The 22,270-nt window shown below is 47.6% G+C and carries 20 protein-coding genes; 12 read left to right on the plus strand and 8 right to left on the minus strand.

The annotated features are described in order from the left end of the window. The first annotated feature begins 59 nt into the window (after positions 1-59). The 3 genes from crtD (at position 60) to ACMA1I_RS13740 (ending at position 2,987) form a co-directional block, all read left to right on the plus strand. On the plus strand, positions 60-1,535 hold the full coding sequence (gene crtD, locus ACMA1I_RS13730) for a 1-hydroxycarotenoid 3,4-desaturase CrtD (RefSeq protein WP_337068948.1): 1,476 nt from the start codon (positions 60-62) through the stop codon (positions 1,533-1,535). A 6-nt stretch (positions 1,536-1,541) separates the two neighbouring features. Further along, positions 1,542-2,228 carry a carotenoid biosynthesis protein gene (locus ACMA1I_RS13735; RefSeq protein ID WP_337068949.1) on the plus strand — a complete coding sequence of 229 codons (687 nt, stop codon included), beginning with the start codon at positions 1,542-1,544 and terminating at the stop codon, positions 2,226-2,228. 147 nt (positions 2,229-2,375) lie between these two features. Continuing rightward, positions 2,376-2,987, plus strand: a complete 612-nt coding sequence (locus ACMA1I_RS13740; protein WP_337068950.1) for a TetR/AcrR family transcriptional regulator — start codon at positions 2,376-2,378, stop codon at positions 2,985-2,987. 185 nt (positions 2,988-3,172) lie between these two features. Here ACMA1I_RS13740 and ACMA1I_RS13745 read toward each other — a convergent pair whose 3' ends face one another. The 3 genes from ACMA1I_RS13745 to ACMA1I_RS13755 form a co-directional block, all read right to left on the minus strand. Next, positions 3,173-3,415, minus strand: a complete 243-nt coding sequence (locus ACMA1I_RS13745) for a DUF6952 family protein (RefSeq protein WP_337068951.1) — start codon at positions 3,413-3,415, stop codon at positions 3,173-3,175. A gap of 9 nt (positions 3,416-3,424) precedes the next feature. Next, the gene (locus ACMA1I_RS13750; RefSeq protein ID WP_337068952.1) at positions 3,425-3,742 is read right to left on the minus strand and encodes a thioredoxin family protein; all 318 of its coding nucleotides are present in this window, start codon (positions 3,740-3,742) and stop codon (positions 3,425-3,427) included. Between the two features lie 220 nt (positions 3,743-3,962). Next, positions 3,963-4,658, minus strand: coding sequence for a c-type heme family protein (locus ACMA1I_RS13755; protein WP_337068953.1), 696 nt, complete (start codon positions 4,656-4,658; stop codon positions 3,963-3,965). Positions 4,659-4,733: 75 nt separating this feature from the next. On the opposite strand from ACMA1I_RS13755, the gene prfA reads away from it, so the two are divergent. The 3 genes from prfA to ACMA1I_RS13770 all read left to right on the plus strand — a co-directional run bounded on the left by prfA (position 4,734) and on the right by ACMA1I_RS13770 (position 8,022). Beyond that, positions 4,734-5,810 carry a peptide chain release factor 1 gene (prfA, locus tag ACMA1I_RS13760; protein WP_337068954.1) on the plus strand — a complete coding sequence of 359 codons (1,077 nt, stop codon included), beginning with the start codon at positions 4,734-4,736 and terminating at the stop codon, positions 5,808-5,810. Between the two features lie 259 nt (positions 5,811-6,069). Next, positions 6,070-7,449, plus strand: coding sequence for a hypothetical protein (locus ACMA1I_RS13765; RefSeq protein ID WP_337068955.1), 1,380 nt, complete (start codon positions 6,070-6,072; stop codon positions 7,447-7,449). Positions 7,450-7,599: 150 nt separating this feature from the next. Further along, on the plus strand, positions 7,600-8,022 hold the full coding sequence (locus ACMA1I_RS13770) for a secondary thiamine-phosphate synthase enzyme YjbQ (RefSeq protein ID WP_337068956.1): 423 nt from the start codon (positions 7,600-7,602) through the stop codon (positions 8,020-8,022). 107 nt (positions 8,023-8,129) lie between these two features. Here ACMA1I_RS13770 and ACMA1I_RS13775 read toward each other — a convergent pair whose 3' ends face one another. The 3 genes from ACMA1I_RS13775 to gpmI all read right to left on the minus strand — a co-directional run bounded on the left by ACMA1I_RS13775 (position 8,130) and on the right by gpmI (position 12,117). Continuing rightward, complete coding sequence (locus ACMA1I_RS13775) at positions 8,130-9,632, minus strand: M43 family zinc metalloprotease (RefSeq protein ID WP_337068957.1); 1,503 nt, start codon at positions 9,630-9,632, stop codon at positions 8,130-8,132. 372 nt (positions 9,633-10,004) lie between these two features. Then, positions 10,005-10,583: a hypothetical protein gene (locus ACMA1I_RS13780; protein WP_337068958.1), complete on the minus strand. Its 579-nt coding sequence runs from the start codon at positions 10,581-10,583 to the stop codon at positions 10,005-10,007. A 7-nt stretch (positions 10,584-10,590) separates the two neighbouring features. Next, complete coding sequence (gene gpmI / locus ACMA1I_RS13785) at positions 10,591-12,117, minus strand: 2,3-bisphosphoglycerate-independent phosphoglycerate mutase (protein WP_337068959.1); 1,527 nt, start codon at positions 12,115-12,117, stop codon at positions 10,591-10,593. A gap of 718 nt (positions 12,118-12,835) precedes the next feature. Here gpmI and ACMA1I_RS13790 point away from each other — a divergent pair. From ACMA1I_RS13790 to ACMA1I_RS13815, 6 genes are all read left to right on the plus strand, one after another. Further along, a complete protein-coding gene (locus ACMA1I_RS13790) occupies positions 12,836-13,249 on the plus strand; it encodes a DUF4783 domain-containing protein (RefSeq protein WP_337068960.1) in 414 nt (137 codons plus the stop codon). A 63-nt stretch (positions 13,250-13,312) separates the two neighbouring features. After that, on the plus strand, positions 13,313-14,170 hold the full coding sequence (gene nadC, locus ACMA1I_RS13795; RefSeq protein WP_337068961.1) for a carboxylating nicotinate-nucleotide diphosphorylase: 858 nt from the start codon (positions 13,313-13,315) through the stop codon (positions 14,168-14,170). Positions 14,171-14,279: 109 nt separating this feature from the next. Continuing rightward, positions 14,280-14,867 carry a hypothetical protein gene (locus tag ACMA1I_RS13800; RefSeq protein ID WP_337068962.1) on the plus strand — a complete coding sequence of 196 codons (588 nt, stop codon included), beginning with the start codon at positions 14,280-14,282 and terminating at the stop codon, positions 14,865-14,867. A 96-nt stretch (positions 14,868-14,963) separates the two neighbouring features. After that, the gene (locus tag ACMA1I_RS13805; RefSeq protein ID WP_337068963.1) at positions 14,964-15,254 is read left to right on the plus strand and encodes a hypothetical protein; all 291 of its coding nucleotides are present in this window, start codon (positions 14,964-14,966) and stop codon (positions 15,252-15,254) included. A 164-nt stretch (positions 15,255-15,418) separates the two neighbouring features. Then, entirely contained in the window at positions 15,419-16,153 is a 735-nt protein-coding gene (locus tag ACMA1I_RS13810; protein WP_337068964.1) for an SAM-dependent methyltransferase, read from the plus strand. 9 nt (positions 16,154-16,162) lie between these two features. Next, positions 16,163-16,924 carry a ZIP family metal transporter gene (locus ACMA1I_RS13815; protein WP_337068965.1) on the plus strand — a complete coding sequence of 254 codons (762 nt, stop codon included), beginning with the start codon at positions 16,163-16,165 and terminating at the stop codon, positions 16,922-16,924. Positions 16,925-17,138: 214 nt separating this feature from the next. Here the strand turns inward: ACMA1I_RS13815 and ACMA1I_RS13820 are convergent, their stop codons facing one another. Next, positions 17,139-19,991 carry an Ig-like domain-containing protein gene (locus tag ACMA1I_RS13820; RefSeq protein ID WP_337068966.1) on the minus strand — a complete coding sequence of 951 codons (2,853 nt, stop codon included), beginning with the start codon at positions 19,989-19,991 and terminating at the stop codon, positions 17,139-17,141. Between the two features lie 146 nt (positions 19,992-20,137). After that, positions 20,138-22,270, minus strand: a complete 2,133-nt coding sequence (locus ACMA1I_RS13825; RefSeq protein WP_337068967.1) for a malectin domain-containing carbohydrate-binding protein — start codon at positions 22,268-22,270, stop codon at positions 20,138-20,140.

Consider the following 22,270-nt stretch of genomic DNA (forward strand, 5'->3'; position numbering starts at 1 on the left):
AAACCTTTCCGGCTGTTTCCAGTTTCTGAGTTGAGGGAAAATCTTGTACATTCGGTTAAATGAAGATAGCAGCCATAGTAGGTTCCGGGATTGGGGGCATTGCCGCAGCCATACGCCTTGCCGTGAAAGGATATGAGGTAACGGTGCTCGAGGCGAATGCTACGTTTGGAGGCAAAATGCAACAGTTTGTGTTAGATGGTTATCGCTTCGATGCCGGTCCTTCGCTCTTCACGTTGCCGCACCTCGTAGATGAGCTTTTTACTTTGGCAGGCCGCACTCCCTCCCGCTATTTTACCTACACCCGCCTCGACCCAGTTACACACTACTTCTGGCCAGATGGCACCAGCCTGAAAGCCTATGCCGATCCGCAGCGTTTTGCACAGGAGGCCGAGCAGCAGTTGGGTGTACCGGCAAAGGCTGTGCAGCAGGTGCTGGCCAGGAGCGCCCGCCTGTACAACGGTACCGCCGATACTTTTTTGCACAAGTCGTTGCACAAAGCTGGCACCTACCTCAGCCCCGATGTGCTAAAGGCGTTGGGTTGCCTCTCCGACCTTGGTCTTACCACTACCATGCACCAGGCCAATGCCAAAAACTTTCAGGACCCGCGCTTTGTGCAGCTGCTCGATCGTTTTGCCACCTACAACGGCTCCGATCCTTACCAGGCACCCGGCACGCTTAACCTGATTCCGCACCTGGAGCACAACATAGGTGCCTTCTACCCTACCGGCGGAATTTATGCCATAGCCGCCAGCCTGGTACAGCTGGCAGAGGAGCTGGGTGTAACTTTCAGATACAATGAGCAGGTGCAGCAAATTACCACAGCAGGTAAGGCTGTAACGGGTGTAAAGACCAGCCAGGGCAGCTATAAAGCCGATGTGGTAGTAAGCAACATGGATGTAGTGCCAACTTACCGCAAGCTGCTGCCAAACCTGCTTGCTCCCGAAAAAACACTACAGCAGCCGCGCTCCAGCTCCGCCCTTATCTTTTACTGGGGCATACAACGAGCTTTTCCGAAGCTGCACCTGCACAACATATTTTTCAGCCAGGATTACCGCCAGGAGTTCGAACACATATTCTGGCATAAAACAGTGGGGCCAGACCCTACCGTGTATGTAAACATTACTTCCAAGTTAGAAGCTGCCGATGCGCCTGCCGGTTGCGAAAACTGGTTTGTAATGGTTAACGTTCCGCACAACCAGGGCCAGGACTGGCAGGAACTGATAGCCTCTACCCGTACTACCGTACTAAACAAGCTAAGCCGCATGACAGGGGTGGCAGTCGAGCCGCTCATAGCTTGTGAGCAAGTGCTGGACCCGCTCCTGATAGAACAGCAGACTTCTTCGTTTGCAGGTGCGCTGTATGGCAGCAGTTCCAACAACCGCATGGCTGCCTTCCTCCGGCACCCCAATTTTAGCGGCGCTCTGGGTGGCTTGTATTTTTGTGGCGGAAGTGTGCACCCCGGAGGCGGGATACCGCTTTGCCTGCTCTCCGCAAAAATTGTAGGAGACTTAGTACCCGAAACAACAAAAGCTTAAATTAAAATGCCTGATACGGTTCTACCAGAATTACAAAATAATAAAGTTGTAGGTCGCCTGCAGCAATACGCCTTGCCACTCGCGGTAGCTGTGCTGGTTATTTTTCATGTAGTAGGCTTCTGGGGCCTTGGCCTTAGCGGCAGGCCAGCCTATTTCCAGTCGCTGACGCCCCTCAACCTGCTGCTGACCAATGCGTTGCTTTTTGGTTTCCATAGAGGCTGGACGGGCAGGTTCCTGTTGTTTGCGGCAGTAGTGTTTGCTGCTGGCTTTTTGGCCGAAGTGCTGGGAGTGCACACAGGGCTGCTCTTTGGCAACTACATTTATGGAGAAACGCTTGGCACCAAGCTCTGGGAAGTGCCGCTGCTGATTGGGCTTAACTGGCTTATGTTGGTGTATGCTACCGGTAATATGGTACAGAAACTGCCGGTGCACTGGCTGCTTAAAGCAATAGCAGGTGCCATTCTGCTCGTGGTTATCGATTACTTCTTAGAACCTGTGGCCGTAACATATGATTTCTGGAGCTGGCATGCTGATATTATTCCCCTTAGTAACTTTATAGGGTGGTTTGGCTTGTCGCTTCTCCTGCACATATGGTTTCAGAAGATGAATTTTTGGAAACAGAACAAGATGGCTCCTTATGTATATTTTGTGCAGCTTCTTTTCTTTATTGCCCTGAACCTGCTGCTGAAATAAAAGATTTCAAAAAGTGGAATATTTATTGTAGACACATTAAAATATTCTTAAATTCCCGATTAAGCAGTAGATACAAAAAGACCTTGCTAATACAACGGTGCAAAGCAGTGTTGCCTTTACACGGGGACAAATAGCCTTACGGAAATTATGACTTTTTTAGAAACTATCTTAGAGGAGATCCTTCGAATTTTTAAGAGGGACGGCATAGAGGCGAATACACAGGAAGATATAATAAAAAGACTGGACATCAGGCATTCTACCTTCCAGGAACTCTTTTCCAGTAAGGCCGATATGGTACGAAAAGTTGTGCTTTTCGACCTGAAGGAGCAGGACAAGATAAAGGAGAAGATGCTAGCTGGTGCACAAAACTCTGTAGAGGAAATTATGCTGCTGTTGGTGGATGGCATCAATACCATTAAACAGCTAAATCCTGCTTATATTACTGATTTGCAGCAGCACTACCCGGAGGTATGGCAACTGTGCTTGGATCACCTCGACTCCTATTCTTATTACCAAATCTCAGAGATTATAAACAAGGGAGTGCTGCAGGGCCTGTTCCGGAAAGATGTGAACATTGAGCTCGTTACGCGCATCATTCTTGCCCAACTGAACATGATGCTGAACCCACAGATATTTCTGCCTGCTAAATACAACCTGTCGGAGGTGTTCCGCAGCATTTACCTGTATTACCTGCGGGGCATCTGCACCGAACAGGGAGGTAAGCTGGCCGAAGCATTTTTTACAAAACATAACCTTTAGAACCACCAAAAAGATGAGCCCGCAGAACTTTTTCTGCGGGCTCATCTTTTTGGTGGTTCTAAAGTGTAAGTAAATAGTGTGTAGCTGGGACCCTTGAGGTAAAATCTTATTAAACACCTCCGGAAGGGCAATTTAATTAGAATAATTGCTTCTGAACCCGGCCAAACTACGGGAGCTTACATTAGCTAGCTGATAGAAGTTCTTACCTTTTGGGTGTACTCACGCAGCGCTGTCTTAAAGTCGACTTGCTGGTGGTGCATTTGGTTCAAAATCCAGACAGCAGCCAGAACATGAGTAAGCTGCTCTCCTTCATCTTCGCCCTCTACCTCAATTTGAAGCTCCTGCTCCTCCAGAATAGCCGCTTCGGCTGCCATTAAGGCTTCTATGCTTTGGGTCTCAACTAGTTTTTTTATTACCGGTATTTTCATTGGTCGTGTCTATACAAGTTTATGGATAAGGGTACGAACTGCTTCTTCCTTACTGGCAGCTACAGTGTCTACCAAGTTGCCATTTTTAAAGACTGCGAAGAAGGGAAGGTTGGTTACTCCTGCCATTTTGCGTGCCTCAGGGCTTGTTTCAGCGTTCACATCTACAAAGGTAACGTTAGCAAAATGATCATCTTCCGACAATCGTTTGAACTTAGGTGAAAATAAACGGCAGTTGCCACACCAGTCTGCAAAATATTTAACCACCACATGCTGGTTCGATTTTAAGATGTTTGCAAAATCAGTGTCTGTTGCTTTTATAACGGCCATAGAAAATCGTATTTTAAAGGTTAAAAAAAATAGGTACATACGGGTTATGCATACTGGGCCCGCAGGTAAATGTTTCAACTGCAAATATACAACAAATAACATGTCCCGGGTCAGGCAGCTTTAAGTCGCCATTCGGTTTTAGCTGCTCCGGCACCTGCCAAAGGTTGGTTCAGAAAGTTGTTTAAGGTTAAGCGAAAGCAAAAAGGAGTGACAAAAAAGACTACAAACCCATTCTTCGCTTCTTTTTGGGTTGAGTGGTCATGTCGGTTACCAACCCTTGCTTCGAAAAATTAATAAACCATATGCCGCGCAGGTCGCCCGGCGCATACCCGGTAGCACTGTCTTCCGGATATTTCTGTTTAATAATTTCCAGGTCGGCCTCGGAGAGCTCCTGGCCTGGTGTGCCATGGCAGCGCAGGCAGGTTTCGTTGCGGATGTAGATAGGCGAAGTGTACAGGAGCTCCTCGCGGTTGAGTTCCTGAACGGCCGGTTCCTGCTGCCTGCCCTGTGCGTATTGTGCCAGTGCTGCCTTGGCGGCTCCGGCTGCCTGGTTGGCCGGGTTGCGTAGCTTTGAGCTGGTGCGGTGGGCGCTGCCGCCGTACTTCTGCTCCAGGGCCTGCACCAGGTCATAGTCTTCGGGGCGGCAATAAGCCATAGCAACGGCTACGCCACCGCTGTCGAGGCTTTGTTGCAGGCGCAGGTCCATTGCCTGCTGGGCAGCAGCCACAATAGAGTCGCCGGCTTTGCGGCCTGCCTCCAGAATCTGCGCACCGGTTACACGTTTTACCTTACGCCGCTCCAGCTCTTTGGCAATTTCTTTGCCGCCTTCCACAGGCTTTACTTTAACTTCGCAACCTGAAACTATAAGGGCAGTTATCAGGGTTATAACAGGTAAGATAGGATGCAGGCGGAACATCTTTTTAGTCAGTAATGTATAAAAGAAACTACACGCCAATTTAGTATCTTTGTAGTTTAAAACCATAGCAGAGCAATGTTAGATAAATTAGAAGCCATTAATCATCGGTTTGAGGAAGTAAGCCAACTGCTTATCCAGCCCGACGTGGCCAGCGACATGAAGAAATTCAAGTCGCTGAACAAAGAGTACAAAGATCTGGATAAGATAGTTACCGAATACAAAAAGTATCTGAACATACTGAGCAATATCGACAATGCCAAACAGGTTATCGCTACCGAGAAGGACGAAGACTTCCGGGAGATGGCCAAGGAGGAGCTTGACGAGCTGCTGCCGCAACGGGATAAGCTGGAGGAGCTTCTGAAAGAGCTGCTCATACCAAAAGACCCTAACGACAGCAAAGATATTATAATGGAAATAAGAGCCGGTGCCGGTGGCGACGAGGCTTCTATCTTTGCTGGTGACCTGTACCGCATGTACACCCGCTTTGCCGAAAAAATGGGTTGGCGCGTAGAACTGATGGATGCTATGGAAGGTACATCGGGTGGTTACAAAGAAATTATTGTAGGCATGTCAGGCGAGGATGTGTACGGTAAACTCAAGTTTGAGTCGGGTGTGCACCGCGTGCAGCGGGTGCCGGCCACCGAAACACAGGGTCGTATTCATACCTCTGTTGCCTCGGTAATCGTGCTGCCAGAGGTGGAGGAGTTCGATATAGACCTCGACATGAACGATATCCGCAAGGACCTGTTTATGTCATCAGGCCCGGGCGGCCAGTCGGTGAACACCACCTATTCTGCCGTTCGCCTTACGCACATTCCAACTGGTATTGTGGCGCAGTGCCAGGACCAGAAGTCGCAGCTTAAGAACTACGACAAGGCCCTGAAAGTGCTTCGCTCCCGTATCTACGAAATAGAGCTGGCCAAAAAGCTGGAGGCCGAAGGTGCCCAGCGCAAGAGCATGGTAGGCGGTGGCGATCGATCTGATAAGATCCGTACTTACAACTACCCGCAGGGCCGCGTAACCGATCACCGTATTGGCTACACAGTATACAACCTGCCTGCTGTTATGGAAGGTAACATAGAGGACTTTGTAGAACAACTTAGAATCGCCGAAAACGCCGAAAAACTGAAAGAAGGCGCCGCCGCAGAGTAATACCTTAATTTTAAATGAATTAAGTAATCAGGAGTCAGGAGTATGGTAAAGGGAGAGAGACTTTGCTGTATTCCTGATTTGTTTTATATGGTTTCGGTTCACAGAAGCTTGTTGGAATGTTCCCGGAAAGTGGCGGGCCGGCCTAAAGCCCTTGGTCTGCAAAGTCTGTTTTTGTCCCCGGAAGGTTATTTTCATTACAATAATTCTAAAATTACCCGTTGAAGCGATACAGCTAAAAGCACCCTAAATTTACACTGCCTTGAAATACCTGATCTACCTGTTGCCGCTGTTTATTCTGTTGTCGGTGTTTTCCTGTACTCCCGATGATGAGGTGATTACGGCAGACCCTGAGGCTATCCTGAGTTTTTCGGCCGATACAGTGCTTTTCGATACGGTTTTTGTTACGCGTGGCAGCGTAACAAAACGGCTCAGGGTATACAACCCGAATAAAAAAGCCGTACGCATAAGCAACATTACACTGGGTGGCTCCGGCGCATCGCCCTACGAACTAACCATTAACGGAGTAGAAAGCCCTATTGCCAATAACCTGGAACTGCGCGGCCGCGACAGTCTTTTTATACTGGTGAAAGTGAACATAGACCCAACAGGCGTAAACCAGCCGCTTCTGGTGAGCGACTCCATTATGTTCCGTACCAACGGTAACCTGCAAAAGGTAAAACTGGTGGCTTATGGTCAGGATGCCCACTTCCATAGTAAAGCTGCTATTGGCACTACCACCTGGGCCAGCGACAAGCCGCATGTTCTGCTCGATACAATTTTGGTACGTGCCGGAGCTACCCTTACTATAGAAAAAGGCGCGAGGATTTTTGCCACGCCAGGAGCTGTTCTATTGGTAAACGGCACTTTGCTTGTAGAGGGCACCGCCGAAGAACGTGTGGTGTTCAGTGGCTACAGGCGCGAGCAAAGTTACCTGCAGGCACCGGGACAATGGGACGGAATCCAGATACTGACACAGAGCGAGAACAACAGGATCCGGTTCGCTGATATTCGGAATACAGTCTGGGGCCTGCGCATTGGGAACCCGGGTAAAGGAGGTACCGTGGTAGAGGGCTGCGCCATACAGTTTGCCTTTCAGGATGGAATTATCGGTTTTACCTCCGACATCAGGGTAGTGAACACGCTCATACACAATTGCGGCCGCTACGGCTTTAGCGGCCTGGGCGGAGGCAACTACGAGGTGCTTTACTCAACCATTGTTAACTACAACAACCCGATGCAGCGCGAGTCGCCTGCCTTTGTCGTTGCGGATCATATACCAGGCACCGATATCAAGAACATGACCGTTAACCTGCGCCTGGTCAACTCCATTGTATATTCCGATGGGTTTAACTTTAAAGATGAAGTGCTGCTGGAGAGCGACGGTGGTACTGTTACAGCCGAAGTAGCACATAATATTCTGCGCACCGATAGGTTTAAAGAACTCCTGAACCAGGATGGCAACATACTGAACCAGGACCCAAAGTTTACATCTACTTCTAAGCAGGATTTCAGTCTCGATACTTTGTCGGTGGCCAGTGGCGCAGCCAAACCGTTGCTAGACGTTCGCCGCGATATAAAAGGCCAAGCCCGCAGCACCACCAAACCAGATATCGGCGCTTTTGAACGTATGATAGACTGATGCCTGTGGTTTTTGCCAATACCCTTGGGTTCCGGAGGCTCAAAAAGTCTTCGGAAGGGTAAATTCATTAGAATAATTTCAGAACGCGGCCAATTAGGTAAAGTGCCGTATACACATTCTCTTATTCACTCACTCATTCAAAAATAAATTATGAAATGGTATCAAAAGGAAATCAGATTGCCAGCGGTAAAACGGGGTTTTCATCTCATAACAGACTTGATAGAGTCGCAGCTGCATGAGCTGGAAGATATAAAGGTGGGCCTGGCGCACATCTTTATCAAGCATACCTCTGCCAGCCTGACAATAAACGAAGATGCCGACCCTACCGTACGGCAGGATTTTGAAAGCCATTTCAACAAAATGGTGCCTGAAAATGCGCCTTACTACCGCCATACCCTCGAAGGCTCCGACGACATGCCGGCTCACCTGAAAGCAGCCATTCTCGGCTCGTCGGTAACAGTGCCCATAACCAATGGTAAATTTAACATGGGAACCTGGCAGGGAATTTACCTCTGCGAGCATCGCGACCACGCCTCTAAACGCTGGCTGGTGGTAACGCTGCAAGGGAATTAGATTAATTGTTGGATGCTAATTATTGCTTGCTAATCGAGTTGAGCATAAAATTTTATTCCCTCATTCTCCCAATCACTCATTCAAAATCAAAAACCAGCAAATTACCCTTACCTGACCACGCTCACCTTTTTGATGACCAGACCATTGGAGCTTTGCAGGCGCAGGTAGTAAATGCCTGCGGGCAGGTGCTGTACCTGTAGCAGTACTACCCTGTCTTTTACCTCCTGCTGCAACACCGTCTGGCCCACGCTGTTCATTAGTTGTATGTGCCTTACCTCTATGCGCGCAGGCTGCTCTATGGTAATATAATCGGTAGCCGGGTTCGGGTAAACGACCAGATTAGGCACAGTGACCTGAATGTAGTCGGTTCGCTCTTTTGTGTCGCTTACCGTGCCATTGGCTACCGTTAAGCGAACCCGGTATACACCCGGCGTGTTGTAAGTTACTGTTGGGTTTTCTTGTGTAGAGGTAGCAGGAGTGCCGCCTTCAAACTCCCATAGCCAGGAAACAGCCCGAGACCCAGACGATTTCTCTAAGAACATAATGCTGGAGCCTGCTAAAATCAGAGTGTCGGATGGGTTGCTCACCTCAAAATCAGAGCGGATTGCGCCGGTGCAGGCCAGGGAGGTTAAGATAGAGGCACGCGAAGTGGCTAAGGTCGACTGCATTAACTCAGCCTGCCCTTTCGTAAACAGGTTCATGCAGCCATCGTCGGTATAATCCATATAGTTTTGCCACATGTTGCCATAGGGGCCGTTATCGCAGGAAACTATAATTTCGTTTGGGCAGCCTCCGGTATCGCGCTGCTGGTTGGGAGTATCGGCTATGCCATCGGCATTGTTGCAGTTGCCGCCCCAGATATGGCGTAGGCCAAGCCAGTGGCCCACTTCATGCGTAGCAGTTCGACCCTGGTTATAAGGGCCGGCAGATCTGTTATAGGGAGGAGCCCCAATAGAAGAGTAGAGCAGCACCACACCATCTATGGCAGGGCTAAAGCCCGGGAAAGACGAATAGCCCAACGTGTTGCCTGTAATGTTGCAAATCCAGATATTAAGGTACTGGCTACTGTCCCAGATGTCGGTGCCTCCCCTGCTCGTGAATTTTACATCGTCGCGGTAGGTGTCAAAAGACTTTTTGTCGGTTCTGGTGCGCGTAATGCCAGTGGTCAAGTCACCATTTGGGTCGATAGAGGCAAGGCAGAACTCAATGTCTGTGTCGGCTGCAAAAGGTTTAAAATAAGATGGCGTATCTACTGTATCGGGATTCTGGCGCCTGAAGTCTGCATTTAAAATAGCGAGTTGCGATAGAATTTGCTCATCCGGAATATTTTCAGCCTCAGTATTGTACACTACATGAAAAACCACTGGTATGGTGATGGTGCTTTTGCGCGAATCTTTGCGTTGGCTTAGCGATCCCGTCAGGCGCTCTGCCTGCTGCCTAACCTGGTTTTGCCGCAACAACAGGCTTGGGTCTTGTGCCTGAAGCGCTTCCTGGTAGGCAGTAGTGGCGCAGGAGCGGGTTTGTGAGCTAAGCGTACTGGTGCCAGTTTGGCCCCAACAGTTTGAGCTAAAGCTCCAGATGCTTAAAAATATGATAAGGAATGCGCGCATGCCATTATAACAGGTTATATCTGAGCGTGTTCGGCTGTGGCTGGCTAAATGTTGCAGAAGCGGCAAATAACAGAATCAGCTGACCTAAGAGTCTGACAAGCTGCTTAAGCCATGCTTGTGGCTGGCTCAGGAAGTTAAGGTACCCTGCCTGCTGATTTCCTGAGCAAAATTCAATGTTAAAAATCTGCCTTTAGCCTTTATTATTTACTACTAAACTAGATAAATAACAATATAGTGCAAAGAGATTATCTTTTTTCAGAAACAGCCTGGCACGTGCAAACAATCAGGCATTAAAGAGCCTTGGCAAGCAGTACTAACCTGTTATTCATCTTATAATACCTCAACTTATTGCTGTTGCCCAGTTGCACTGTTTTATAGGTTGGCCATTACACTGTAATGTAGAGAGTCGTTGAAGATCAGTTTTTGGGTACCCTCTATGTGGTATGATGAAATGTTGCCGTTTTCTTCTGGATTAGTGGTAAGAACAATTTTCCGTTTAGAAAAGAACAAAACGTTTTTATCGAGCATGTAAGCCTCCAGGCGCTCTAATTCCTGCTTAGGCGAAAGCTGGAGCTGCAGGTATTGCACAGGCGCTGCCGATGTCTCTGATTTGGTGTAAAGCACCTGAGTGCTGCCACTTGGCAAGGGGGTAATGGTTTCGGTATAGAAATCGCGCAACGCAGGGCGGCTTAAATCTACCTCCTGAAAAATTGCCAGTTCATCGGCCCAATCCAGGTTGGTAGTTTCGATGGTTTCTGTTGGTTGCTGTTGGGTTGTAACAGACTTCAGGACCATAGGTTGCTCTTTTTGCAGGCGTGTTTTTTGCTGCTCCAGATAGCCCGTTAAGTCGTAAGAGGCTGCAGCACTGGCAGATGGTGGTGCTGCAGGCCTCTCACAAGCTACCATGGCTCCAAAAGAGCCAAGTATCAGTATGGTTTTTAACTTAATCAAGTATCTTTTATTTCTGAAGCAAAGAAGTTCCGGTCATTTCGGCTGGTTGTTGCAGCCCTAACAGGTCCAGAATGGTAGGAGCCAGATCTCCCAGCTTACCTTCTGACAGCTTACCTGTGTAGCTGCTGCTTACCAGAACGCATGGCACGAGGCTGGTGGTATGTGCTGTGTTTGGTGTACCATCCGGGTTAATCATGCAATCGGCATTGCCATGGTCTGCAATTACCAGGGTGTCGTAGCCATTTTCGAGAGCGGTAGTAATTACTGCTTGTGCGCATTGGTCTACTACTTCGCATGCTCTTACAGCTGCCTCAAACACACCTGTGTGGCCTACCATGTCGGGGTTGGCAAAGTTAAGGCAAATAAAGTCAGCGGTTTTGTTCTGTATCTCCGGTATAATGGCATCACGAATGTCGAAGGCACTCATTTCTGGCTGCAGGTCGTAGGTTGCCACCTTGGGCGACGGACACATCAGGCGTCTCTCCCCTTCGAACTGCGTTTCGCGGCCTCCTGAAAAGAAGAACGTAACGTGCGGGTACTTTTCAGTCTCGGCAATCCGAATCTGTGTTTTGCCTGCCGTTGCCAGTACCTCTCCTAAAGTATTGTTTAAGTTGTCTTTATCAAAAATAGGTTCTACTCCTACAAATGAATCGTCGTAGTTGGTGAGCGTGATATAGCGCAGGTTAAGCTTCTGCATGGCCTGTTCCGGAAAATCACGTTGGGTCAGGGCCTGGGTAATTTCGCGCCCACGGTCGGTACGATAGTTAAAGCAGATCACCACATCGCCTTCTTTAATAGTAGCGATTGGCTGCTGCAGATCGTTTACTTTTACAATTGGCTTAATAAATTCATCGGTTACGCCCTCGTTATAAGAGGTCAGCATCGATTTAATCAGGTTCTGAGAAGGAGCTCCTTTGCCGTGCACGAGCAGGTCGTAAGCTAGTTTTACGCGTTCCCAGCGGTTGTCACGGTCCATAGCATAGTAGCGGCCCACAATAGAGGCAATGGTGCCGGTGGTGTTTTCGAGGTGCTGCTCCAGCTCATTAATATATTTAACGCCGCCTTTAGGGTCGGTGTCGCGGCCATCGGTAAAGGCATGGATAAAAACGCGGTGTAGCTCAAAGTCGTTGGCAACAGAGCAAAGTGCCTTCAGGTGCTCAATGTGTGAGTGCACACCCCCATCAGAGAGAAGCCCAATCAGGTGCACGTCTTTTTTCTGCTCTTTGGCAAACAAAAAAGCATCAGCCAGTGCAGGCATGGAAGCCAGCTTGTGCTCTGCAATAGATTTGTTGATGCGCACAAGATCCTGATACACCACGCGTCCGGCACCAATATTCATGTGGCCAACTTCTGAGTTGCCCATCTGGCCTTCCGGCAAACCTACTGCTTCGCCAGAGGCTTGTAAGGTTGTACGCGGATATTGCTGGAGAATAGAGTCAACAAAGGGCGTATGTGCTTTCTGAATAGCCGAAACTTCCGGATTCGTGGCGATTCCCCACCCATCTAAAATAACTAAGAGTACCTTTTTATCCATGGTGCAAATATAGGTATAATCTTTCAATAGCCTGTTTGTGTATAGGCTATTGAACTAAAGTTTGATCTGTCAAGTATAAAACTTTTTTCTGGAAGTGTCACGCAAGTTTACCAACAATCTGTTACTATGCGGGCAGCACTTTGTATTGCCCCCGCTACTCAAGTTGTAAGTACAAAAGCCACATCAGATGTTTCCTATATTCAGTAATTGCTATTATATTGAAACAAAATAGTGTCTGTAGCCGTGCCATAGGGATAGGAACAAGCTTTATTTTTCGAACTATCAGAAAAAACGTTGTGGAGGGGCATGTCCGGGTTGCTAAAACATTGGCTGTTTGAATAAGTATTAAATTATTTAAATGAAAAAGGCCTTCCGGAGCCTTTGGCAACCAATTTAGATCAGGGAGAACGTGCTGAAACTCTGCAGTGGAAATAACCCCATCAAGTAGAGTTACAGGAGCCTGGTTCCATGTTGGCAACAAAGGGTATAGGAGAAGTTGTTTATGAGAAATCAGGAATGTAATGTTCAACCAAAAAGAATTACTGGGGTACATCAGCAAGTGCTTCAAAAGCAGGGCAAACGCCCTTTTGCCGCCATAAATGCTGGCGGTGAGGTGCCATTTTATTTAATTTACAGTATAATAACCAAAGTCTAACCCAACACTATGCTCTTGGCATAGTTTTAGCTACTGTCAGAAGCGAGATATTATTAAATCTTTATGAGAAACTTTAAACATATTGCAGTAGTACTTACTTTTCTGATGGCTGTGGCGTTTTTACCTGTAGGACATACTATTGCACAGGGCGACTTTATTGGCCGGATAAGCGCTGCGTTTAAAGTTGGGTCTGCCAAAGATCTGGCAAGAAACTTTAACAGTGTAGTAGAAATTACCATGGATGGCGGCAATGCCACTAGCTACAGCAATACCCAGGCAGAGTTTGTGATGAAAAACTTTTTCAGTAAATACCCTCCTGTAGAGTGCTCTGTAGGTCATAAAGGTAGCTCCGATGGTGGCCAGCGCTATGTAATTTTAGCTTATACCTCCAAAGCCGCATCTAATACAGTACTTGTTCGTTTTAAGGAAGAAGACGGGCGAGCGCAGATATATTCGATCAACTTTATCAAAGATTAGTGATAGCGAACGATATTTTGAAAAGCCCGGAAGATAATCCCGGGCTTTTTTTATTTTTGCACTGTGAAAGCAATATACCTAACAGAAAATAATATAAAGGAATTTATTTCCAAGGCTTTAACCGAAGATATAGGCGACGGAGATCATTCCTCTTTGGCCTCCATTCCTGATGGTGCGCAGAATCAGGCGCGCCTACTTGTAAAAGGAGATGGCATTCTGGCTGGTGTGGAATTGGCTGGGTACATCTTCGGGCAGGTAGACCCAGAGCTGCAGCTTGAGGTGCTGTTGCCAGATGGCACACCTGTTAAACACGGCGAAATTGCCTTTACTGTAAAGGGGAAAGCGCAATCTATTCTTACAGCAGAGCGCCTCGTGCTCAATTGCATGCAACGGATGAGCGGTATTGCTACCTATACGCACAACCTCAACAAGCTGATAGAAGGCACGAAAGCCCGACTGCTGGACACCCGCAAAACTACACCCAACTTTCGGATGATGGAAAAATGGGCCGTGCTGATAGGCGGCGGTCTGAACCACCGCTTTGGCCTGTTTGACATGGTAATGCTCAAAGACAACCACGTAGATTATGCAGGCGGTATACGAGCAGCCATTACGGCTACGCAGCGCTACCTGCAGGAGAAAGGCAAAGACCTGAAAATTGTAATTGAAACCCGTAACCTGCAAGAGGTAAGCGAGGTGCTGGAGACAGGCGGAGTACACCGCATTATGCTCGATAATATGTCGCCAAGCCTGATGCAGGAGGCCGTGCAGCTCATTGCTGGGCGCTACGAAACCGAGGCTTCTGGAGGTATTACAGAAGAGACCATAGCAGATGTGGCACGCAGTGGCGTAGATTTTATTTCGGTTGGTGCCCTCACGCATTCTACTAAAAGTTTAGATCTGAGTCTGAAAGCATATTAATTTAGCGTAAATTGCACCGAGATTTTAAAAAGTAGATGTTCCTGGTCGCTTTTGCCCTTTAAGGGCATTGCTGGAAGGCAAAAATTACAGTTTCGATAGTTCGTTTTTTATGCAACAACCAAATCAAAGAGGTTTTCGAACAGCTCAAGGGTCTTCCCCACTGGCTATTCGTACAAAAAAGTATCAGTTCGACAAAAACACCTACACTACCATGGCGCTCAAGCAAATCTGGCGCAAAGACTGGTGGTATGCGTTAATTCCGCTGGTGCTGTTTCTGTTGCCGACACTCTACAGCTTTTCGTGGTGGTGGGTAGCAGGTGCCATTATTATTACCATTCTGTTTGTGCTGCTCCGGTCGGCACAGGTAATGGGGGTTACACAGATGGAGCAAAGCAAAGTTTTGTTCGAGAAACTATATTATGAAATAGATCAGCGGCAGGTGCTCATGAAGCGCAACGACCGCGAAGGCATGGCCCTTACCTGGGACATGATCGACAGAGCCAGCCTACAAGACGATGCCTATATGCTGTGGCTGAAAGAACCTGGTAAAGAAATGCTGCCTAAAGGCTTTAGAGGCTGGTTGGCAAAAACATTTCAGGTTCCCGTATTTTTTCACTTGCCTTTCCGTATCTTCAATAGCTCCAACGATATTAAGCTGATGGAGTCGATGCTGCGCCGCAAGAACCTGTTGAGCTAAAAACCAAAATAACCATAAAGAATAATATTTTCGTAAATAGAGGCTTTGGGCTGCCAAATGGTAGCTTTTATAAAACGAAGCATAACAAGAGCAAAAATGAATAAGAACGTAGTAGCAGTATTGGCCGCAGCATGCGGTGTAGTAATGATCGCTTCGTGCGATACTCCTAAAGACCTGAGACCAGAAACAAAAGTATCTGTAGACTATGTGCAGCCGGGTACTCGCAATACCCACAACGTAGGTGCTGTAAACGAAGTACACGGCCACGGAGAGCAGCACGAGGAGGTATTGCCTAACCACGATCCAGGTGCAAACACTATACAGCCAGGCGATAGTATTCAGGAAACAGAAGAAACTAATACAGAAGCAGGCGCTATACGTCGCTAATTTTTTTCTTGCCATCTACGTAGCACTGCCGCTGCTGTGACTCACAGCAGCGGCAGTGCTTTTTTTGCTCATCGCTTATGCAGCCTTTACCCCTGTTTTGGTATTTACAAGGGGATGAGCAAAATTAGTCTTATATTTGCAACATAATTGCTTTTATCGAAAGAATGACACAGCCGGAGGAATGGTTCAGTACTTGGTTTGACTCACCTTATTATCATATTCTGTACAGTAACCGCGATGAGCAGGACGCCCGTTCCTTTATCGATAATCTACTAAGGTACCTTCACCCAAAGCCTGACCACAAAATACTGGATTTGGCATGCGGCAAAGGGCGCCATGCGCTGTACCTGAATCAAAAAGGATATGATGTAACCGGTATAGACCTTTCGGGGCAGAGCATCGCTTATGCCAAACAGTTCGAAAACGATAAGCTCCATTTCAGCAGGCACGATATGCGGGTTGTATATAAGCCGGCCTTCTTCGAATTTGTGCTAAACCTTTTTACAAGCTTTGGCTACTTCGACAACGAAACCGAAAACGTAGTAGCTTTGCTGGCTGCTGCCGACTCTCTGAAGCAAGGCGGTAAGCTGGTTATTGATTTTATGAACACGGAAAAAACGATAGAGCACCTGGTAGCGCACGAGGAGAAGAACCTGCATGGGGTTCATTTTGATATTACCCGGAAAGTTGAAAACGGCTTTATCGTGAAAACAATATCGTTTACCGACCAGAACCAGAATTATAAATTTGTGGAGCGGGTGCGGGCGCTGCGCCAGGAAGACTTTATGGAGTATTTTCAGATGGCAAAACTGCGTCTGGTCGATGTATTCGGTAGCTACGACCTTACTCCCTACTGCCGCCTAAAAAGCGAGCGAATGATTTATGTGCTTAAAAAATAGCAGGTGCCCATGATAATAGCTATTCTTGTTCTTTTCCTGACGGTGGTGTTTTCCAGCTTTCTGGTAAAGATTTTTCCGCCTACCAATAGCCGTTGGTTAAAAATGGCGCTTGCCTTTAGCGGTGCCTACCTCTTTACCATTACTATTATTCACTTGCTGCCCGATGTGCTGCTGGCAAACGAAAACCCACATGCCGTAGGATATTGGATACTGGCGGGGTTCTTTTTGCAGTTGGTGCTGGAGCTGTTCTCGCATGGGGTAGAGCACGGGCATATGCATGTACACGAACATGGTCGGGTGGGCGCATTGCCTTTTTTGCTGCTGGGCTCGCTGTTTGTGCATTCTTTTTTAGAAGGAAGTATTCTGGTAGATGCCGGACAAGGGCAGGTGCATGTGGGGCATGTGCATGAACGCAATAATTTTTATGTTATTCTGCTGGGAGTGGCCATTCATCACATTCCGGCTGCTTTTGCGCTGATGTCGGTGCTGCTCTCGCGGCTGGAGAGTTTTAAAAAGGCATTTCTGTGGTTGCTGATATTTGCTGTTGGCGCACCTATGGGAGTTGTGTTCAGCAATACCTTCTTAAGCGGGCTCACCAGCGAGAGCCTTATTTATACCGCCCTTACAGGTATAGTGGCCGGTAACTTTCTGCACATTTCTACCACCATTCTTTTTGAAACAAGCCCAGATCACCACTTTAACCGCAACAAGTTAATTGCTACCTTGCTCGGGCTGAGCCTGGCTATTTTGAGCGACTTTATTCATTTTTAGTGGAATGGTGGCAGTTGCTGCTACAACCGGTTTGTCTCTTTTGATATGCATTTGATCTAGCAGGGGGGCTGTATCCATCTTTTAATAGAGGGAGACAGCCCCCCTGCTTTACTACACTGGAGGAGGAAAAGAATTACTATTTCAGTTATTGCCTGCTCTTTCGGAGCGTTTAAGATTGCTTTTCTTATTGAGGTTTTTTAGCAACCCTTTTAATTTACGGCACCAGTAGCTTTCTATATCTTACTTCATCTGTGGAGGAGTGCGCCCTGATAATATAAAGCCCCGGGCTCAGACGCCTCTCAAACACAATCTCTGTTCGGGCAGATCCCTGCTCATCGGTGTTTACTGTTTGTGACTGAAGTAAGCGTCCGGTTGCATCTACAATGGAAATGGTTGCTGCCGATAAGCCACTTAAGTTGCGCAACTCTAGAGTGGTTTTACCCCCTGCCGCGGGATTTGGATAAACCTCCATATCTTCACTTTCTGGAGATATAGTGCTGGCCTGGGTGGTGACTATGGCAGATATAGTGGCAGGTTGATCAGCCTTTAATAAGGTAAGATAGGGTTTGCCCTTCCCGTTACCGTCATAATATTCAGTAATATATAAGTTGCCTGTGCGCACATCTTCCACAATATCCAATGGGTTGGCGAATGGTTTACGGAGGCCAGGTATCTGGCTACCTGTAACAGCACCGATAATGTCTTGGGAAGTACCTCCTGGTTGTAAAATAATAATATCATCGCCTCCGCTAAAGCGGCATACCAGCAGCCTTCCCTTCAGCTTGCCGTTAAAGGCGTTGCTCTTATACTCTATTATGCCATTTGGCGAAATATTTAGTCCGAAGTCGTAAGACCAGCCACGGTAATTAGGCTCCTTTGGTGTGCCAACAGGATAACCGAAAGTTTTGCCATTTGCTGTCCAGACGACTTCCCCAGGGTCCACTGCCGAAGTAGGATTACCACCGTTTAGGATATACTCTTTCCGGAACTGATTTGGGTGGCCATAGTAGCCGCCTTTTCTCACCCTGAACAAGTAATCGTTCTGGGTATCACGTACATCCGTCATGGCTGGTATGGTGGGGCCAGTATAGGTTTGACCATTAGACCAAATTGTGCCTGTTTTAAGCTCGGGTGTATTGCCGCCAGCTGCAGAGCCGTTTGTAGGCACATACAAATTTCCATTTGAGTGCCATACCAGATCATACGCATTTCTTATTCCACTAGCATAAACCGTTAAGGGCGCACCTGATGCTGTAGGAATATATGTTCCGCCACCGTCTCTCGTTTTTGCATCTATTGGCAGCGTGAGTTGGCGCGCTCTGGCAATGTCCAGCCGAAGAACTGCAGCTGTCAGAACACGTTCGGGCCTGTTTCCCCAAGCGGCATCAGGAGCTCCCATAGCGGTATTGCTTCCTTGCGTAAAGTACAGAGCACCGTCTGGGCCAAAGTCGATGGAGTTGGTGGAGTGGTCTTTATAAGAGCGTGGCAGGTTAACTACATAGTCAGTAAGTTGGGGACTAGCTGGCGTATTCAGGTTTATTCTGGTAATCTTGCCAGACCAGTCAGGCGCGGCACTAAACGCTCCTGAAGAATGACTCATCCAGGCGATGAGGTTAGTGGCTGTTGCTGATGGATCGAAGCGGAAACCAATAAGCAAGCGCATGGTGGAGCCAAAAGGAGAAATAGTTACCCGGTTTCGAAGAGTGCCATCAGCATTAATATCCCAGCGTTCTATCTTTCCGCCAGATGTAACCGCATAGAGCCTGTTATCCGGGCCAATGGCCAAGGTTGTAAAGCCATAAGTCCCGAAGCTATTGTCAATTAATGTTTTCATACTAAATGACACACCCTTCAAGTCCGATGGTGTATCCGGTGTTGAAGTGGTCGTTTGGAATCGGGACTGAAAGGGAACCAAAGTATACCCATTCAAGTCTTTTACCTGATCAGAAATTCTGAATTCATAGGTGGTGCTGGCTGTGAGTGTGGCCGAGAGCGTAATGGCATCACCTGCGGCTGTTGAATTGACGGCCGCACCTGTAATTTTGGTTAAGCCGGTACTTGTTACCTCAAACAATTCTACCGTACTGGAGTTAACTGTACTCCCATCAATAGATTTGCCACTCGGAAATGCTAAGTCAACCGACATGGATTGATCGAGGGGTACATCGGTAGCGCCATTGGCAGGACGCACAGCCGTAACGTAAGGGTTTAGTGAAGGCGTAACTGCCTTGACAGAAAAATTATCGAAAGTATACGTTACAGGGGTGCTTGCATTGCGATGGGTGGCAAATATACCCGCATAGGCTACATTGGTGGTCAGTTCCATGTTTGCAATACTCAGGCTTTTAGTAGCGTAAGCTGCTCCTACGTTCAGGTAGTTTGTGCCATCGGTGGAATAAAATCCTTCTGCCGTGTTGGTGGCCGCATTTACCAAAAGCCGTAGCCTTACAATTTTAGTGTTGAGCCCGGTTATAGCAGCCGTAATGCGTTGGTCAGAGGAGCCGGATACATTATTTATTTCTTTTCTGAACTCTACTTTATTGGCAGACACAACCAGCTTGAGGTACGTTTTATCATGTAGGCCAAACCATAGCCCTGCCTGTTGACTCGAAGTGCCGTTGTAAGGATTTAGTAAAATAACATCGATCTGGAGATTATTCCGAGAATCTACTTGTACACCAAGTGTGTTCAATTGGTTGTCGTTGGCAAGATGGGCAATGCCCTTGTTGGTGACCAGTTTTAATGTGCCTGAGCTCACAGTTAGTTTAGAGCGCTCGTAGCCTGGTACCGAGGTGTTACTAGGCGTGCCATCTGCTGAAAGTCGTGTGCCTGAGTAAGGAGCTATCATTCTGAAGCCCGTGCCTACTCCATTACGATCGGTTATGGTACCGGAAACACTGCTGTTAAATGTAAGATTTACGGGCAATGATGCTTGTATCTGATTACAAGGTAGCGTACTTACTGGCGGGCAGCCTTGTGCTATGGCTTGGGGGAGAGTAGAGAATAAGACTGTTACCAGCAGCAGGACCTGCTGCCAGGCGGACGCAAAAGTAATAGAGCACTGCATCTGTTTTTTCTTTAAAGACTTTCTGATTTAATAGTTAGATAAAATAATTTGCCTGGAAAAGGCCACGAAGAATGTAGGTTAGGGAAAGAAGAGCGGGCTGCCGGCTTGGATGCCTTCGGGGTAACCAGGCCATGTCGTGATGCCACTTACTCTATCACCAGGTAAGATTGTGCCTTTCCTGAAGTTGTCTGTGCTTTAAAGAGGTATATACCCCGGCTCACTTGCCTATCTAGAACCAGTTTTGTTTTGATAGCTCCCAAGTCATCCGTAATGAATGTTGTAACCTGAATCTGGCGACCTAGCATATCATATAAAGTAACAACAACTTCTTCCTTCCTGGCAAAACCTGATAATTCAAGCTGTGTATTGTCGCCCTTGCTTGGGTTAGGGTATAGGAGCAGCTGCGTTTTCTGATCGGTTGCTTCGCCTTCCAGAGTTGATGTGCTGGAAGCTGCCAGGCCTGATCCGGAGGGAGCTCTGTATATTTCGACACCTGCAATGGCGAGGCGATCTGCAGACGGTTTAAAATTGAGGTTGAGCACACCATCTGCCACAGTGACTGCGTAATCCTTTACCAGAGCCGCTCGGTAGCCTGCCTCACTGTAAATGTCCAGTCCGGAATGGCTCAGTTGATTCTCCATTCTAATACTAAACACCCTGGCTCCTGCTGCGGAAAAGAAGTTCTCTACAAAGTGCATGCGAACAAAATAGCTGCCATTAGAGAGGGGAATTTCGTAGCGCGTTTCAGCCAAATTTGTTGATGCCGACAAATAAGTCTGGTAAAGCACGTCATCGTCTGTAGCGGCAATCGGGGTAGTAACATTCTGTTTATCCAGCTTAATGGAGCCTTTCCGATAGTTAACATCTGCTTCCCAAGCATTGCCTCCAATGGTCATACTGGCATCAGCGGCTCCTTTTATGCGCTTAGCAGCTGTAATGGTAAAACCACCACCATTGGCAATGCCATAAAGTGGTATGCGCAACGGTGAACTGGCATTGTTGTAGTGTACCAGCAGGGCAGCATTTTTTAATCCCCGGGTGGTGGGCTTAAAGCTGACCGACAAGTTGATACTACCCTGTGGAGCAAGTGCTGTAGTGGGGATAGCGGTAACCGAGAATTCGGACCGGTTTGTGCCGGTTATATTTGCCACACTTGTGAGTTGAATAGATGGATCATTGCCACCCGCATAAGTTTTCCCGAGGTTCTTCAGGTTAACACTTATGGTTTTGCTGCTACCAGTTAGCAGAGAACCAAAGGAGACAGCTGAGGGTGTTGCAGCCAACTCAGAGAAATGAGCTGAGCCAGTTTCGGGTTTTAAATTGCTCACATAATAGATATTGTCCTGATAGTCGTAGTTAACGCCTGTGGATGTCAGGTAATCCATGGCCATGATATAAGCATTCGGAACAATGTTGCCGTTAGCATCCCTGGCCTTCCAGATCCGGACACCGATTTTGCCCTGGTAGTTTAAGGATCTGTCGGTGTAGGATTTCTGTATTTTCAGTCCGAAAGCACCTGAGGGTGAAAAGGAACCATCTGCAGGCACTAGATTAGTGTTTCCCTTTCTTGGCAGTAGCGTCTGGCCATCCAGCCCTATATGCGTGAATATACTGTTAACGGCCGTGCTCCCCTTGGCGTGCCACTCAATTTTTTCTGTCTGACTGCAGCACCCGTGGTAAGCTGCCATTTGAATTACGTACACTGGCTTAGATAAGTCTGCCCTTATGAAATAGGGCGAAAGAACCTCATCAGAATTTGGAACCGCTACGGTACCTCGGTTAGAAGAGCCGTCGTTGGCATTAAACCCTACTACTGTTTTTAAGCCGAAGGCATTGATAATCTCCTGGGCATAAGGCTCGTTATTACCTTCTCCCTTATACTGCCACAGGCCATGCAGCTTTACCTCTTTAACAGGATGTAAGGCATCATTGGAGTTGATGGTAAGGGTATTGTTAAGAACTTTAACCCGGCCTCCCAAATCCTTCGCAACAAATTGTATGAGTACCTCTACAGAGGTTCCGGTGCTTAAGCTTCTGGGCAAGGATGGCGTGGAGCCATTGATGGAGATTATTTTCCAGGCAGTGGTATTACTAAGGGTAAGGCTGTTAATAGTAAGTGTTCCGGTGCCTCGGTTGCTGATCTTTAGCCTTAGTTTATCATGATTAGCGTTGTAAGCTGTAAAGGTACCGTCAGGATTTGTTCTTCGCCACGGTATTTGGATACGTGAAGCAGTGAAGCGATCTGGTGCCGGAAATTTATCAAGATTCTCGACTACCAT

It is taken from the genome of Pontibacter sp. 13R65, assembly GCF_047525655.1.
Taxonomy (GTDB): domain Bacteria; phylum Bacteroidota; class Bacteroidia; order Cytophagales; family Hymenobacteraceae; genus Pontibacter.

Bases quoted from the DNA above. Each gene is read 5' to 3' on its own strand.
- crtD (WP_337068948.1), top strand. From the start codon at position 60: ATGAAGATAGCAGCCATAGTAGGTTCCGGGATTGGGGGCATTGCCGCA.
- ACMA1I_RS13735 (WP_337068949.1), top strand. From the start codon at position 1,542: ATGCCTGATACGGTTCTACCAGAATTACAAAATAATAAAGTTGTAGGT.
- ACMA1I_RS13740 (WP_337068950.1), top strand. From the start codon at position 2,376: ATGACTTTTTTAGAAACTATCTTAGAGGAGATCCTTCGAATTTTTAAG.
- ACMA1I_RS13745 (WP_337068951.1), bottom strand. From the start codon at position 3,415: ATGAAAATACCGGTAATAAAAAAACTAGTTGAGACCCAAAGCATAGAA.
- ACMA1I_RS13750 (WP_337068952.1), bottom strand. From the start codon at position 3,742: ATGGCCGTTATAAAAGCAACAGACACTGATTTTGCAAACATCTTAAAA.
- ACMA1I_RS13755 (WP_337068953.1), bottom strand. From the start codon at position 4,658: ATGTTCCGCCTGCATCCTATCTTACCTGTTATAACCCTGATAACTGCC.
- prfA (WP_337068954.1), top strand. From the start codon at position 4,734: ATGTTAGATAAATTAGAAGCCATTAATCATCGGTTTGAGGAAGTAAGC.
- ACMA1I_RS13770 (WP_337068956.1), top strand. From the start codon at position 7,600: ATGAAATGGTATCAAAAGGAAATCAGATTGCCAGCGGTAAAACGGGGT.
- ACMA1I_RS13775 (WP_337068957.1), bottom strand. From the start codon at position 9,632: ATGCGCGCATTCCTTATCATATTTTTAAGCATCTGGAGCTTTAGCTCA.
- gpmI (WP_337068959.1), bottom strand. From the start codon at position 12,117: ATGGATAAAAAGGTACTCTTAGTTATTTTAGATGGGTGGGGAATCGCC.
- ACMA1I_RS13790 (WP_337068960.1), top strand. From the start codon at position 12,836: ATGAGAAACTTTAAACATATTGCAGTAGTACTTACTTTTCTGATGGCT.
- ACMA1I_RS13800 (WP_337068962.1), top strand. From the start codon at position 14,280: ATGCAACAACCAAATCAAAGAGGTTTTCGAACAGCTCAAGGGTCTTCC.
- ACMA1I_RS13805 (WP_337068963.1), top strand. From the start codon at position 14,964: ATGAATAAGAACGTAGTAGCAGTATTGGCCGCAGCATGCGGTGTAGTA.
- ACMA1I_RS13810 (WP_337068964.1), top strand. From the start codon at position 15,419: ATGACACAGCCGGAGGAATGGTTCAGTACTTGGTTTGACTCACCTTAT.
- ACMA1I_RS13815 (WP_337068965.1), top strand. From the start codon at position 16,163: ATGATAATAGCTATTCTTGTTCTTTTCCTGACGGTGGTGTTTTCCAGC.
- ACMA1I_RS13820 (WP_337068966.1), bottom strand. From the start codon at position 19,991: ATGCAGTGCTCTATTACTTTTGCGTCCGCCTGGCAGCAGGTCCTGCTG.
- ACMA1I_RS13825 (WP_337068967.1), bottom strand. From the start codon at position 22,270: ATGGTAGTCGAGAATCTTGATAAATTTCCGGCACCAGATCGCTTCACT.